We start from the raw sequence: 14863 nt of genomic DNA, 5'->3' as shown, positions 1-14863 counted from the left end.
AATTGCGTTGCTGCCGCCTGGCCGGTTGATCCGGGGCAGGCGGCAGCGCAGATCGTCGCTTTTACCGCTCAACCCTTGATCGGTTCGATCTTGAAGCCACGTTGCAATTTGTATGCCGTGTTGGGGCCGAGCCACTTGTCGAAGACCTGTTTGGCTTCGCCGGTCTTTTCCATGTTTTCGAGGACACCGTTGACGTGCTTGATCAGACCCGGCTCTTCCTTGCGCATGCCGACACCCCAGTATTCGTTCATCAGCGCCGGTTCGAGGATATCGATCGGCGAGCTGTCTTCAGTCTGCTGCTTGAACTTGACCAGCATCAGCTCGGACACGGCGAAACCTTCCACCTTGCCTTGCTGCATCGCCAGGAAAGCGGCAGGAGGATCCTGGAAGGTGGTGGTCGATGCCGTCGGCAGAGACTTGCGCACGCCCAGTTCCGACGTCGATCCCTTGGTCGCGCTGACGCGTTTTCCGGTCAGGTCGTTCAAGCTCTTGTAACCGGAAGAGCGGCGGGCGGCGACCTTTTGCAGGCTGGCGTAATAGCCGTCGCTGTAGGCGATTTGTTCAGCACGCTCTGGAGTCCAGCCGAGATTGGCGATGACGATGTCGACGCGGCTCTGTTGCAGTTCGGGAATACGCGCTGCCACCGAGATCATTTTCAGCTCTAGCTTGACGTTGAGACTCTTGGCGATGGCCTTACAGAAATCGACGTCGTAGCCCTGGATTTCACGCGTCGACGGATTGGGAAAACTGAAGGGTTCGGCAGTGCCCAGCGTGCCGCAGATCAGCGTGCCTTTTTGTTTGATGTCGGCGAGCTGGTCGGCGCTGGCGGAAAAGCTGACCGTCATCAGCACTGCTGTGGTGAGCGCTGCGATAGCGGACTGTTTGAATATGAACATGATTTCTCCCGTGGTATTAGTGAAATTGCAGAGACAAATTACTGAGACGCTAGCTGAAATACAGCATCACGCAGTTGCTGGCAACCCGATTCGATCTGTTCGATCGAAGTTGCAAACGACATACGCAAATAGGATGGCTGGCCATAGGATGCGCCATCGATGGTGGCGACGCCGGCTTGCTCAAGAAAATACATCATGACATCGACGTCATTGCCCAGCGTCGCCCCTTGCGGCGTCCGCTTGCCCAGCAAGCCGGAGACATTCACGAAGACGTAGAACGCGCCGTCAGGCGGCAGGCAGCTCAGTCCGGGAATACTGTTGATCTGCGTCACGATGGCGTCGCGCCGTTTGCTGAACAGATCGCGTCCTTGCAGCACGCATTGCTGCGGTCCCGACAACGCGGTAACGGCAGCAGCCTGGCTGACAGCGCTTGGACAAGTGGTGCTTTGCGACATCAGCAGCGCCAGCGCTTTCATCAGCGCCTGTGGTCCGGCGCCGTAGCCGATGCGCCAGCCGGTCATCGCATACGCCTTCGATACACCGTTGACGACCAAGGTGCGTGTCTTCAGGGCAGGCGCGATTTGCAGCGGCGAGATATGTTGCGCGTTGCCATAGACGAAGTGTTCGTAAATCTCATCAGTCATCAGCCAGACCTGCGGATGGCGCAGCAGCACGGCACAGATGGCGTTCAGTTCGTCGGCCGTGTAGACCGCACCGCTGGGATTGTTGGGTGTGTTGAGCACCAGCCAGCGGGTGTGTGCGGTGATCGCCGATTCCAGCGCGGCGGCGGTCAGCTTGAAACCGCTGGCAGCGTCGCAGTTCACGATCACCGGTTTGCCGCCATTGATGGCCACCATGTCCGGATACGATACCCAGTACGGCGTCGGGATGATGACCTCGTCGCCTTCGTTGAGCGTCGCGGCGAAGGCGTTGTAGATGATGTGCTTGGCACCGTTCCCGACCACGATTTCGTCGATGTCGTAGCGCAGATGGTTTTCGCGTTCCAGCTTGGCGGTGATCGCTTTGCGCAACGCCGGTGTGCCGGTCGAGCCGGTATAGCGCGTGTGCCCTGATTGCAGCGCATCGACGCCGGCGGCGACGATGTGCGCCGGTGTCGGGAAGTCAGGTTCGCCGATGGTGAAGTCAATGATGCTGCGACCGGCGGCGCGCAGAGCGTCGACGCGGGCTTTGGCGGCCATGCTTGGCGAGGGTTTGACGGCAGAAAGGCGGTCTGCCAGAAGCTTGTCCAATTGCGGCTCCAGTGAAAGAAAAAGAGAAATGAATAAAAAGACGTCGAGCGAAAAAAGCCGGCTTACAGGCCGTACGGCTGCAAGACTTTGCTCAGCCACGCCTGCTCGACCTTGCCGTTGGCGATTTCTGCCTTGATGGCATCTTCCATGGCGGCGGTCTGCTGCGCGGCGGCGATCAGCGCGTCGGCCTGGTCGGGCGCGAAGGACACCACACCGTCTTCATCGCCGACGATCAGGTCGCCCGGACGAATCACCTGGCCGCCGATGCTGACCGGCACATTGATCTGGCCGGGGCCGTTCTTGTAAGGGCCGCGATGGCCGATGGCGCGGGCGTAACAGGGAAAGTCCGCCGCATGGAAAGCAGCGCTGTCTCGTACTGCGGCGTCAATGACGAAACCCGCGCAACCGCGTTGTTGGGCGTACAGCATGATCAGTTCGCCGACCAGCGCGTTGCTGGTATCGCCGCCGCCGTCGACCACCAGCACATGGCCGGGTGACATCATCATCAGCGCCTTGTAGATCAGCAGGTTGTCGCCGGGGCGGGTCTTAACGGTGAAGGCGGTGCCGACCAGCTTGCGCTCGGGATGCAGGCGCTGCAGGCCACGCACGCCGGACAGGCGTTGCAGGTTATCGCTCAGGTGCGAGACCACCAATCCGTGCAATGCGTCCAGCGTGGCTGCCGAAGCAACTGCGGGCGCAGGATGGATGGAGGCGGCATAGGGGGATGCAGACATGGTGAAGATCTCCTCAAGCTTGTGTTTGTTTTGTACCTACTCGTTAGCTTGATAATAGGAGTGCCGAAAAACTAAAAAAAGCGATATTTAATTATCAATTTACATCTCTTTTAGGAATACAATCGGTTTGCTGCACCATCTCAATGCACTTCACTTCCGCCATCCCATGTTCTCCTTCAAACAGCTCGAAGCCTTGTATTGGATCGCCACCCTGGGCGGTTTTGCGGCAGCTGCACGCAAGCTCAACACCACGCAGTCGGCGGTATCCAAGCGCATCAAGGAATTGGAAAGCAGTTTCGACACCGCCCTGTTCGACCGCGATCTGCGGCAGGCGCGGCTGACTGAAAAGGGCGAAGAGTTGCTGTTAGTCGCCAAGCGTTTGCTGGAACAGCGCGACGCCGCCGTCGAGCAGTTCAGCAAACCGGAAGTAGTGGAGCGCCGTCTGCGCATCGGCGTTACCGAGCTGACGGCGATGACATGGTTGCCGCGTCTGGTCAAGCAGGTGCGCGAGCACTATCCCAAGGTGGTGATCGAGCCGGACGTGGATCTGAGCGTGACTTTGCGCGACAAGCTGCTGGCCGATGAAATCGACGCCATCATCGTCCCCGACGCCTTTGCCGAATCGCGTTTCTCGGTGCTGCCGATGGGTAAGGTCAAGAGCGTATGGATGGCCAAGCCCGGCTTGTTGCCGCGCTCGTCTTCCAGTGCGCGCGTGTTGCGCATGCATGAGCTGGCGCAGCACACCATATTGACGCAAGGCGACAAGTCGGGCACCGGCATCATCTATGACCGCTGGTTCAAGTCGCAGGTGGTGTCGCCGTCCAACTCCATCAGTTGCAGCAGCCTCGTGGCGCTGATCGGCCTGACGGTATCGGGCATGGGAGTGAGCTATCTGCCGCACCTGTGCCTGCGCTCGCTCGTCGAGCGCGGCGCACTGGAGGTGGTCGAGACCACCCCCGCCTTGCCGGAAATCCCTTACGTCGCGCTCTACCGAGGCGAGCGCAAGAGCAACTTCATTTCATCGATCCTGATGCTGGCGCAGGAGTGCTGCGAGTTTTCGGATTTGTTCCAGATCGAGGATGAAGTGGCCGGCATCGGCCATGTGCATGCGGGCGCATCGCCGTTCTGAACGGATGTCATCCAAACTTCACCAGATCCAGCACCGGCAGCGGACCACCGGGAAATTGCATTGGGCAGCCTTCGTTCACACCTTCCGGCAAACAAGCTGTGTAAATTCTGATCGCGCAACCAAGCAGCCAAATTGCCACGTCCAAAGTTCATGGGCATAATGGCCCGATCAGGCCCGGACTAGAACAACTATAGCGCCGGCACAGTCACGATAACGTGTTGTGCGACGTCAATCCCGGGTTTTACACCAGTGTGTCCATCGGGAGAGCGCATGCGCAGGCTGAAGGGAAATCAGCACTACTTTCTGGCGCAGTTTCTGCCGCTGGCTGCGATGGTGCTGGCTGCAGCGGCTTTTCTCTATCACAGCCGCGTTGACGCCGAACTCAATCGTCTCCAGTTGGAGCAGCGCGAACGCGTGGCGTTGGGCGTGGCCTCACTGACCAACGATATGGATGCGCCCCTGCGCCATCTGAGCATTCTCACCGGCGAGCCGCCCATCGCGCGCGCCATCAACGATCCCACGCCGGAAAACCTGGCCGTCATGGCAGAGAGTTTTTCCACGCTGATGCTGCGCAATCCTTACTATGACCAGGTGCGCTGGATCGATCAGGACGGCATGGAAAAGGTACGCCTGAATATGGGCAGCACCGGGCCGATGCTGATTGCGGACAAATATCTGCAGAGCAAAAAAGACCGGCCGTATTTCACCGACACCATGACGCTGCCGCGCGGTGAAATCCTCATCTCGCCGATGGACCTCAATGTTGAAAACGGCAAGATCGAAGTGCCGCACAAGCCGACTACCCGGCTGGCCGTTCCAGTGTTTACCAGCGGAGGCCAGGCGCGCGGGATCCTGATCATCAACCTGCTCATGGGGCCGCTGTTGGATCGCTTCTCCAATCAGGTCGAGCGCGGCGTCAACCGCGCCATGCTGCTCAACGGCGAAGGCTTCTGGCTCTACAGCACCAATTCCGCTGATGAATGGGCCTTCATGTTCAAACGCGACGACAACCTAAAGCGCGATTTCCCCGAGGCCTGGGCGCAGATGCAGGCGAAGCCCGCCGGCAACATCATCGGCAGCGACGGCATCTGGTCATGGCAGCGCGTCGACATTGACGGCAATACCGGTCGCTACGGCCTGCATCAGCAATCGCCGTGGACCGTCGCGCTATTTCTGCCGCAGAAGCGCGTGATTGTCGACAACTATAGAATCCTTTCGCGGCTGGCCTGGTTCGTCGCGCTGATTCTTGCAGGGCTGGCCTTGCTGAGCTGGCAACTGGCCGTGCAGCGCAAACGCCGCGAGATCGCTGTGCATGACCGGCTCAAGGCAGAGACCGAACTGGTCGCCAGCGAGGAGCGCGTATCCGACTTGTTGCGCGATCAGGAAACCCGTTCGGTGCTGGCATCAATCGTCGCCTCGTCGGATGACGCCATCATCGGCACCGGCCTCGACGATCTCATCAACAGCTGGAACCCCGGCGCGGAAAAGGTGTTCGGCTATCTGGCGCGGGAGATGATCAACCAGTCGATCTACGTCCTGGTGCCGACTGAAAAGAACGAGGAAACACGTGGCATTACCGCACAGATCATGCAGGGCGAAACGGTGGTCAATTTTGAGACCACGCGCTGGCATCGGGATGGCCGCCTGCTGGATATCTCCGTGACGATTTCGCCGATCCTCGACGGCGACAGAAAGATCGTCGGCACCTCTTACATCGCGCGCGACATCACCGATCACAAACGTCTGGAAAAGGAACTGAGCCAGTATCGTCTGCGCCTTGAAGGCCTGGTTGAGCAGCAGACCAGGAACCTGATGGATGCCAACCGCAATCTCGAACTGGCGCTGTCGCGTGCCGAGTCGGCCACGCGCGCCAAGACCAGTTTCCTGTCCAACATGAGCCACGAAATCCGCACGCCGATGAATGCCGTGCTAGGGCTGACGTACCTGCTGGAAAAGACGGCGCTCGACGCCGACCAACGCGATCTGGTGCGCAAGATCATCACTGCCGGCCATTCGCTGCTGGGCATCATCAACGACATTCTTGACGTGTCCAAAATCGAAGCAGGGCGGCTGGATATCGAGCACGTGCCGTTTCGTCTGAGTGCCGTACTGGAAAACGTCGTCAATGTTACCGCCCCCAACATCGGCCAGAAGGATGTGGAACTGGTAGTCGGCTTCAACGATGTCGGGATTGAACACCTGTACGGCGACGCCTTGCGGCTAGAACAGATTCTCGTCAATCTCACCAGCAATGCCATCAAGTTCACGGCAAAGGGCGAGATCAGCATCCACGTGGCTGTTCTCAGCGAAGCCGGCGATCAGGTCATGTTGCGGTTTGCCGTGACCGATAGCGGTATTGGTATTCCGGCAGACCGTCAGCAAGACATCTTCCACGCCTTCACGCAGGAAGATACGTCCACCACGCGGCGCTTCGGCGGCACCGGCCTGGGCCTGACCATTTGCCGTCATCTGGTGCAACTGATGCACGGTGATATCGGCGTCATCAGCGAACCGGGCAAGGGCAGCCAGTTCTGGTTCATGCTGCCGTTCCAGACCATGTCGCACGTGGCCGAGGCCTCACCGGTGGAAGGCCCGCTCACCGTGCTGGTGGCCGACGACAATGCCACTGCACGCGCGGTGCTGGCCGACACCATCAAGTCCATGGGCTGGCAAGTCGATACCGTGGAGTCGGGCGAAGATGCGGTTTCCAAAACCATGGTGCGCTTGCGGCACAACCTGGCGTACGACGTCTTCCTGCTGGACTGGCGCATGCCGGGCATGGACGGTTTGTCGGCGGCCAAGGCGATTCGCGAGGCATCGTCTTCACACAGCCAGCCGCCCATCGTCATCATGGTGACCGCTTACGGCCGCGACGACGTAATGACTTCACCGGATGCCCAATTGCTGGATGCGGTGATCACCAAACCGGTCACGCCGTCGACGCTGTACAACACCATCATCCATGTGCGTCAGCGGCGTAGCGGTGAGGCAGGTAGCAATAAAGCGCGAAAGGCGGGGGTGGCAGGTGCAGCAGGCCCGGGCAATACCAGTAACGGCAATCGTAGTAGTGACAGTCGGGACAATCGCATCGACGGCGTGCGCGTGCTGGTAGTCGACGACAGCGAAATCAATCGCGAAGTCGCCAAGCGCATTCTCGAAGCCGATGGCGCCGAAGTCGTTGCCGTCGGTGACGGCAGCGAGGCAGTCGACTGGTTGCGTGTGCACCCCGACGGCGCCGATCTGGTGCTGATGGATATCCAGATGCCGGTCATGGATGGTTACACCGCCACGCATGAAATCCGCAACACGCTGCAATTGCACGCGCTGCCCATCATTGCCTTGACGGCCGGCGCCTTCAAGGCACAGCAGGAAGCGGCGATCACGGCGGGCATGAACGGCTTCCTTTCCAAGCCCTATAACGTGGACCAGATCATTTCGGTCGTGCGGCAGCACATCGCGCATCTGTCCGCTGACGAGCTGGAACGGCGCAACGCGGCAAAATCGGCCAAGCCTGCCTACACGTCGGCAAGTGTCGCGACGACTTTCCCGACACTCATCGAGACTACTCCCAGCGCCACGCCGGGACTCGATGTCGATGTCGGTCTGGAGGCCTGGGGCAGTAAAGATGTCTACGCCAAATTCCTCGGCAAGTTCGCCGAGCAGTATGAAAAAACCGGCAGCGACATCCTCGCTCATATTCAAGCCAACGAACCGGCCCAGGCCAAGACGCTGGCGCACAAGTTGCGCGGCAGCGCAGGCACGCTGGCGCTGACCGACGTGCATCGTCTCGCGGGCGAGCTGGAGGGCTTGCTGTCCGGCGCCGATTTTTCTTCCACCTCGGCCTCCGACTGCAAGGTCAAGGCGGCAGAGCTGGATGCGGCCTTGCGTATTGCGCGGCGTGCGATCGTCGACTACACAGGTAGTTGATTTCATACAACAGTGTGTCAGGCGTTGTCCTACAAAAGGCGCGCCTGGCCGCAAGGTCGCGCACATCGACTCTTAACTTTCGGTTAAGCTGACATACCGCCGGGCATGTTCTGTATTCATTCTGTGTTCATCAGAGTGAGTCAACGTTGCGTCCGTCTGCGGCATACATAAAAGATCAGACAGAGAAATCAGGGAGCGCGTTGTCTGCGATGGAACCAAGAGAAAGAGCACTGCTGGCAGAGGTGATCGCAGCTGGCGCAGGCGATGTTTACGTTCCGCATCCAGGCGGTGCCGGAATGACGACGGTGTGTTCAATGCCCTCATTTAAAAAAATTCCGTTATTTCGGAGCAAGCGATGATCCAATTCGTGATTGCCGCAGCGCAGACTCTTTCGATAACCAGCGACATGCCCGCCAACCACGTATGCAATCAGTTGGTCTGGCGAAGCGTGCGAACTCGACTGAATACCTCTTTTAAGCTGTATTTTTCTTATGGAAAAATCGCAAATCTCGGTAGGAATAAAGCCGAATGCTTCGTATTTTCATTCATCCAATCGAGTATAATTTTCGCGATTTCCCCATAAGAAATATAAGAAAATTTTCTGGCGGTCATCTCACCCGATCGCCTTCTTTCCCGCATTCTTATATTACGGAGCACGCCGTGCCAGGTTCTGCCATGCATACTGAAGGGTCATCGTCACCCACGACATCATCGTCGATGTCGGCGCGGGGGCAGAGCAGGGGGCCGCGCGGCCCGATCTCGGGGCCACCCTTGCCGCCGGGTCCGCTGGTCGGATTTGCCGTCGCCATTCTCGCCGTGATCCTGATCGCCGTGTTTTCCTTTCGCTCGCTGCAAACGCGTGAGAGCACGGCGGCGCTGGTGTCGCATACGATAGAAGTGCGTGAACAGCTACAGCTGGTGGTGTCGGCACTCAAAGATGCTGAAACCGGTCAGCGCGGTTATCTGCTGACTTACACCGAAAGCTATCTGACGCCTTACGTCAACGCGCGTGCCTCCTTGCCGGGCGAACTGGCCAAGCTGCGCAAGCTGGTCAGCGACAGTCCTGAGCAATTGCAGCGTCTCGATGCCATCGATTCGCTGGTCAAGGTCAAGATGGATGAGCTGGCAGAAAGTATCGAGCTGCGCCGTAACCAAAGCAGTGATGCGGCGCTGAACGTGGTGCGAACCGATCGCGGCAAGCTGGCGATGGATCGTCTGCGTACGCTGGTTGATCGTATGGAAAACCATGAGCGCGACCTGCTCAGCGACCGCCAGGTCGAATGGCGCACTGCCGTCAATTTGTCCAACACCATTACCTGGGGCGGTTCGGCCTTGTTGCTGGTGCTCATCGCCATTGCGGCAGTGATGACCTCGCGTGATTACCGCGCGCGCGAATTGCAAGTCTGGATGCGCGCCGGCCAGATTGGCCTGAGCGAGCGTCTGCAAGGAGAGCAAAGGCTGGATGTGCTGGGCGCCAACGCGCTGGCTTTTCTGGCGGACTATCTCAACGCGCAGGTGGGCGCCATCTATATTCAGGAGGCGGGCGGCGAATTTCAGCGTTTCGGCAGCTATGCGCTGGCAGCCGACAACCCGCACAGCCGCGTGCAGCCCGGCGACGGTTTGCTGGGGCAGGCGGCCAAGCAGAATCAGTCTCTGCATGTGCGCGATGTGCCCAACGGCTATCTGCCGGTGTCGTCCAGCCTCGGCGCCGCCAAGCCGCTGGAGTTGCTCATAGTCCCGGCCAGCGTCGACGGTGGCGTGCAGGCAGTGGTGGAGCTGGGCTTCTTCCGCACCTTGCATACCAATGAAGTGAATTTCCTGTCCAACATCGCCGACATGATCGCGGTCTCGGTGCGCTCTTCCAAGGATCGCACCCGTCTGGAAGAACTGCTGGAAGAAACGCAGCGCCAGTCCGAAGAACTACAGACCCAGGAAGAAGAACTGCGCGTCAACAACGAAGAGCTGGAAGAGCAAAGCAACGCCCTCAAGGCCTCGCAGGTTCGGTTGGAAACGCAACAGGCCGAGCTGGAAGAAACCAACGCCCAGCTCGAAGAACAGGCGCAGCAGCTGGAAGCGCAAAAAGACGATCTGTCCAAGGCGCAAGACATATTGCTGGAGAAAGCCAGCGAGCTGGAGCGGTCAAACCAGTACAAGAGCGAGTTCCTCGCCAACATGAGCCACGAGCTGCGCACGCCGCTCAACTCGACGCTGATCCTGGCCAAACTGCTGGCCGACAACAAGGATGGCAACCTGACCGGCGAGCAGGTGCGTTTTGCCCAGACCATTTCATCGGCAGGCAACGACTTGCTGGCGCTGATCAATGACATCCTCGACCTGTCCAAGATGGAAGCCGGCAAGATCGACATCCTGCCCGAACCGGTCGCGCTGACCAAGCTGGCAGATGACATGCAGGCCAGCTTCAAGCCGACCGCGCAGCAAAAGAGCCTGGCCTTCCGTACCATCATCGAAGCCGGTGCACCCGCGCATATCGAAACCGATATCCAGCGCATCGGCCAGATCCTGAAAAACCTGTTGTCCAACGCGCTCAAGTTCACCGACAAGGGTGAAGTGACGCTGACCATTTATCCCGTCGCCGCAGGCAAGGTGGCGTTCTCGGTGCGCGACACCGGTATCGGCATTGCGCAGGATCAGCAACATTTCATCTTCGAAGCCTTCCGGCAGGCCGATGGGAGCACGCATCGCAAATATGGCGGCACCGGATTGGGCCTGTCGATTTCGCGCGATCTGGCACGCTTGCTGGGCGGCGATATTCAGGTGCAGAGCAATCCGGGCGAGGGCAGTATCTTCACGCTGACCCTGCCGGCCGTGTATTCCGCAGAGGAGGTTCAGAAGCGTCCGGGGGCGCTGGATGCGCCGGAGTTGCAGGTGTCTTTGCAGCCCTCTCTGCAATCGTCTCTGCAGCAGTCCTCGTTGCCGAATCTCCAGACGACACAAAGAACTGCTCCGGTGTCCTTGCCGACCGCGCTTGTCGATACGTCTGCGCGCAGCATGAGCATTTCGTCGCAGCCGGGCGCTGTCGACGACGATCGCAGCCGGCTTGATAGCACCGCGCGCCGCATCCTCGTGATCGAAGATGACATTGCGTTTTCGCTGATCTTGCGTGACCTCGCACACGAGATGGGGTATCAGTGCATCGTCGTGCATTCAGCCAATGAGGGCGTCGCTGCCGCAGGCCAGTATCACCCCAATGCCATCGTGCTCGACATGAACCTGCCGGATTTCTCCGGACTCGGCGTGCTCGACCAGATCAAGCGCAACCCGGTGACGCGGCATATTCCGGTGCACGTCGTCTCGGTCGCCGACTATTCGCAGGAAGCGCTGGAGCGCGGCGCTGTTGGCTATGCCCTCAAGCCGGTACAGCGCAAGGAGTTGGTCGAAGCCTTCAAGAAGCTGGAAGCCAAGTTCTCGCAAAGCCTGCATCATGTGCTGGTGGTCGAAGACGATGCGCGTCAGCGTGAAAGTATTCGCCAGTTGCTGGGCAGTCAGGACATCAACATCGTCGGTGTCGAAAACGCCGCCGACGCATTGGCGCAATTGCAGGCGACCACCTTCGATTGCATGGTCATGGACCTGAACCTGCCCGACCTCAGCGGCTATGAGCTGCTAGAAAAAATGGCGAAGCAGGACGATGTTTCTTTCCCGCCGGTGATCGTGTATACCGGCCGCTCGCTGGCGACGGAAGAAGAGCAGCGACTGCGCCGTTTCTCGCGCTCCATCATCATCAAGGATGCGCGCTCGCCGGAACGCCTGCTCGACGAAGTGACCTTGTTCCTGCATCAGGTTGAGACCACCCTCCCGGTGGAAAGCCAACGTCTTCTCAAGGTCGCGCGCGACCGCGAGACCGTGTTCGAAGGCCGCCGCATCCTCGTGGTGGAAGACGATGTGCGCAACATCTTTGCGCTGTCGAGCGTGCTCGAACCCAAAGGAATGAAAATTGAAATCGCCCGCAACGGCATCGAAGCACTGGCCGCGCTGGAGCGCAGCCGGACAAGCTCCGGCACGGCTATCGACCTCGTGCTGATGGATATCATGATGCCGGAAATGGATGGTATGACCGCCATGCGCGAGATCCGCAAGCGATCCGAGTGGAAGAAATTGCCGATCATTGCGTTGACCGCCAAGGCCATGAAAGACGATCAGGAAAAATGCCTGGCCGCCGGCGCCAACGACTACATCGCCAAGCCGCTCGATGTTGAAAAACTGCTGTCACTGGTACGTGTATGGATGCCCAAGTAAACACCGGTATGCCTTCGCCCAACAAGCATTTCGACATCGAGATGCAGTTGTTGCTCGACGCTATCTATCTCAAGTATCACTGCGATTTTCGCGGCTACGCCGGCGCATCGCTGAAGCGCCGGCTGGTGACGGCGATGAACCGGTTCGGCTGCGAGACGCTGTCGCAGTTGCAGGACAAGGTGCTGCATGAGCCGGAGGTGTTTCCGGCGCTGATGGATTACCTGACGGTGCAAGTCAGTGAGATGTTCCGTGACCCGGCCTATTTTCTGTCGCTACGCGAGAAGGTGATTCCGCTGTTGCGCACCTATCCTTCACTGAAGATCTGGGTGGCCGGTTGCAGCGCCGGGGAGGAAGTGTATTCCCTCGCGATCCTGCTGCGCGAAGAGGGACTGCTGGAACGTACCCTCATCTATGCCACCGACATCAATTCGACGGCGCTGAAGAAAGCCGAGTCCGGCGTCTACAGCCTGGATCGCATCGCGGGATTCACCAGCAATCATCAAAAGAGCGGCGCCAAAACTTCCTTGTCGGACTACTACACCACCGGCTACGGCCGCGCCGTGTTCGACAAGACGCTGCGCCAGCACATTGTCTTCTCAGACCACAGTCTGGCGACCGATAGCGTATTTGCGGAGATGCATCTGGTGTCCTGCCGCAATGTGCTGATCTATTTCAATCGCCAGTTGCAGGAGCGTGCGCTGGGCCTGTTCCGCGAATCGCTGTGCCGCAAGGGCTTTCTCGGACTGGGCTCGAAGGAGTCGCTGCGCTTTTCCAGCCATGCCGATGCCTTCGACGAGGTCGTGCGTGAAGATCGTATTTTTCAGAAAAAGAATCTTGCATGAACGATACCGCTCATCTTGATAGTCGCATCGGCAACATCGACGCCATCGTCATCGGTGCGTCAGCCGGTGGCGTAGAAGCCTTGTCGACGCTGTTGCCGGCGTTGCCGCAGAACGCCGTCGCCGCTACCTTTGTGGTGCTGCATCTGCCGCGTGAGCGTCCCAGCCTGCTGGTCGATATCTTCGCCCCCAAATGCGCACAGCCGGTGCGCGAGGCGCAGGACAAGGAGCCGGTTGAGCCCGGCACGATCTATTTCGCGCCGCCGGATTATCATTTGCTGATCGACACTGGCCCACAGCTGGCATTGTCGGCGGACGAGCCGGTCAACTTTTCACGACCGGCCATTGATGTCTTGTTCGAGTCGGCTGCCGACCAGTACGGCGATCGTCTGCTCGGTATCATTCTCACCGGCGCCAATCATGACGGTGCGGCAGGATTGCAGGCGGTGCGCAGGGCGGGTGGTATGACCATCGTGCAGCAACCTGACGACGCACAATCGTCTTACATGCCAGAAGTCGCTTTGCAGCAGGGGGCCGTCGATGCGGTATTGACGGTGCAGCAGATCGCCGCTTTGTTACGGACTTTCACCCGCACTGCCGTCCGCAGTTCTTCCGGCGGAGTAAAAAATGCATAAAGAAAATGAGAAAAATATGTTGCCCCGCGTGAAATTTTTGCTTGTCGACGATCTTGACGAAAATCTGCTGGCGCTGTCCGCCTTACTTCGGCGCGACGATGTTGAACTGTTGCAGGCGCGCTCCGGCTTTGAAGCGCTCGAATATCTGCTGGTGCACGATGTTGCACTGGCCTTCATCGATGTGCAGATGCCCGACATGGATGGTTTCGAGCTGGCGGAGCTGATTCGCGGCAGCGAGCGTACCCGCCATGTGCCGCTGATCTTTGTCACGGCCGGTGTGCGCGACGAGCGGCGTTTATTCAAGGGTTATGAAAGCGGCGCGGTGGATTTTTTGTACAAACCGATCGAGCCGCATATTCTGCGCAACAAGGCCGAAGTGTTCTTCCAGCTGTATCGCCAAAAGCAGCAACTCGCTCTGGAGCTGCATGAACGTACCGAGACCTTGCGTCTTAATGAGATGTTCGTCGCCATCCTCGGTCACGATCTGCGCAATCCGCTCGGTGCCATTCTTACCGCCGCGACCTTGCTGCAACGTTCGCTGAAAGAAGAAGTCAACCAGAAGGCCACCACACAAATCGTCAAGAGCGGCAAGCGCATGGGGCGTCTGATTGACGACATGCTCGACCTCGCACGTGCGCGCCTGGCCGGCGGTATCGCGCTGGTGCGCAATGCCACCCGTTTCGATGAGGTCGTGCAGCGCGTGGTGCAGGAATATCAGGCGGGCTCTCCGCATTGCCGTATCGACGTCCATGCTGAGGGCGACGCTGCCGGCGAATGGGATGCCGACCGTCTGGCGCAAGTCATCGCCAACCTGATCGGCAACGCCGCACGTCACGGCGATGCGATCGAGCCGGTACGCGTGCGCATTGACGGCACGCAGGCCGACGTTGTTGTATTCACAGTGGGCAATGCCGGTGCGATTCCTGCAGAAATTCTGCCGGACATCTTCAATCCCTTCCGTGGTGGTCGCCGTCGTGAGGGGCATGGCGAAGGCCTCGGTCTCGGGCTTTATATCGTGGAACAGATCGTCACTGCGCATCGCGGTGGAATCACCGTGCAGTCGGCCGACACGCATACCCTTTTTACCGTGACGCTGCCGCGCACCGTTTCTGAGGGTGGTAACGCCGCCTACGGCAACTGGTCTGAAACAGGCGGTCAGGTGCACAATAGTGGTTGGCAGTCGCTGAACTAGCGCA

At 59.1% G+C, this 14863-nt stretch carries 9 protein-coding genes; 6 read left to right on the top strand and 3 right to left on the bottom strand.

Going from position 1 to position 14863, the window contains the following annotated elements:
* Positions 1-68: 68 nt before the first annotated feature.
* The 3 genes from PQR63_RS01165 to PQR63_RS01155 all read right to left on the bottom strand — a co-directional run bounded on the left by PQR63_RS01165 (position 69) and on the right by PQR63_RS01155 (position 2880).
* The gene (locus PQR63_RS01165; protein WP_408164896.1) at positions 69-896 is read right to left on the bottom strand and encodes an ABC transporter substrate-binding protein; all 828 of its coding nucleotides are present in this window, start codon (positions 894-896) and stop codon (positions 69-71) included.
* Between the two features lie 38 nt (positions 897-934).
* Positions 935-2146 carry a pyridoxal phosphate-dependent aminotransferase gene (locus PQR63_RS01160; RefSeq protein WP_408164894.1) on the bottom strand — a complete coding sequence of 404 codons (1212 nt, stop codon included), beginning with the start codon at positions 2144-2146 and terminating at the stop codon, positions 935-937.
* A 62-nt stretch (positions 2147-2208) separates the two neighbouring features.
* Complete coding sequence (locus PQR63_RS01155; RefSeq protein WP_408164892.1) at positions 2209-2880, bottom strand: RraA family protein; 672 nt, start codon at positions 2878-2880, stop codon at positions 2209-2211.
* A gap of 166 nt (positions 2881-3046) precedes the next feature.
* Between PQR63_RS01155 and PQR63_RS01150 the strand changes: the two genes are divergently transcribed.
* The 6 genes from PQR63_RS01150 to PQR63_RS01125 all read left to right on the top strand — a co-directional run bounded on the left by PQR63_RS01150 (position 3047) and on the right by PQR63_RS01125 (position 14859).
* Complete coding sequence (locus tag PQR63_RS01150) at positions 3047-4009, top strand: LysR family transcriptional regulator (protein WP_408165352.1); 963 nt, start codon at positions 3047-3049, stop codon at positions 4007-4009.
* 270 nt (positions 4010-4279) lie between these two features.
* Positions 4280-7936, top strand: coding sequence for a PAS domain-containing hybrid sensor histidine kinase/response regulator family protein (locus PQR63_RS01145; RefSeq protein WP_408164890.1), 3657 nt, complete (start codon positions 4280-4282; stop codon positions 7934-7936).
* A gap of 717 nt (positions 7937-8653) precedes the next feature.
* Complete coding sequence (locus tag PQR63_RS01140; protein WP_408165350.1) at positions 8654-12193, top strand: response regulator; 3540 nt, start codon at positions 8654-8656, stop codon at positions 12191-12193.
* Positions 12178-13035 carry a CheR family methyltransferase gene (locus PQR63_RS01135; protein ID WP_408164889.1) on the top strand — a complete coding sequence of 286 codons (858 nt, stop codon included), beginning with the start codon at positions 12178-12180 and terminating at the stop codon, positions 13033-13035. Before PQR63_RS01140 ends, PQR63_RS01135 begins: the two co-directional genes overlap by 16 nt.
* A complete protein-coding gene (locus PQR63_RS01130) occupies positions 13032-13667 on the top strand; it encodes a chemotaxis protein CheB (protein ID WP_408164887.1) in 636 nt (211 codons plus the stop codon). Before PQR63_RS01135 ends, PQR63_RS01130 begins: the two co-directional genes overlap by 4 nt.
* Positions 13660-14859: a hybrid sensor histidine kinase/response regulator gene (locus PQR63_RS01125; protein WP_408164885.1), complete on the top strand. Its 1200-nt coding sequence runs from the start codon at positions 13660-13662 to the stop codon at positions 14857-14859. Before PQR63_RS01130 ends, PQR63_RS01125 begins: the two co-directional genes overlap by 8 nt.
* Positions 14860-14863: the final 4 nt, after the last annotated feature.

Origin of the sequence: Herbaspirillum rhizosphaerae (assembly GCF_046025915.1) — a bacterium.
Lineage (GTDB): Bacteria > Pseudomonadota > Gammaproteobacteria > Burkholderiales > Burkholderiaceae_D > Herbaspirillum > Herbaspirillum rhizosphaerae_A.
The sequence above is the reverse complement of the archived record's forward strand: the minus strand, read 5'-3'. Positions and strand labels throughout refer to the sequence as shown.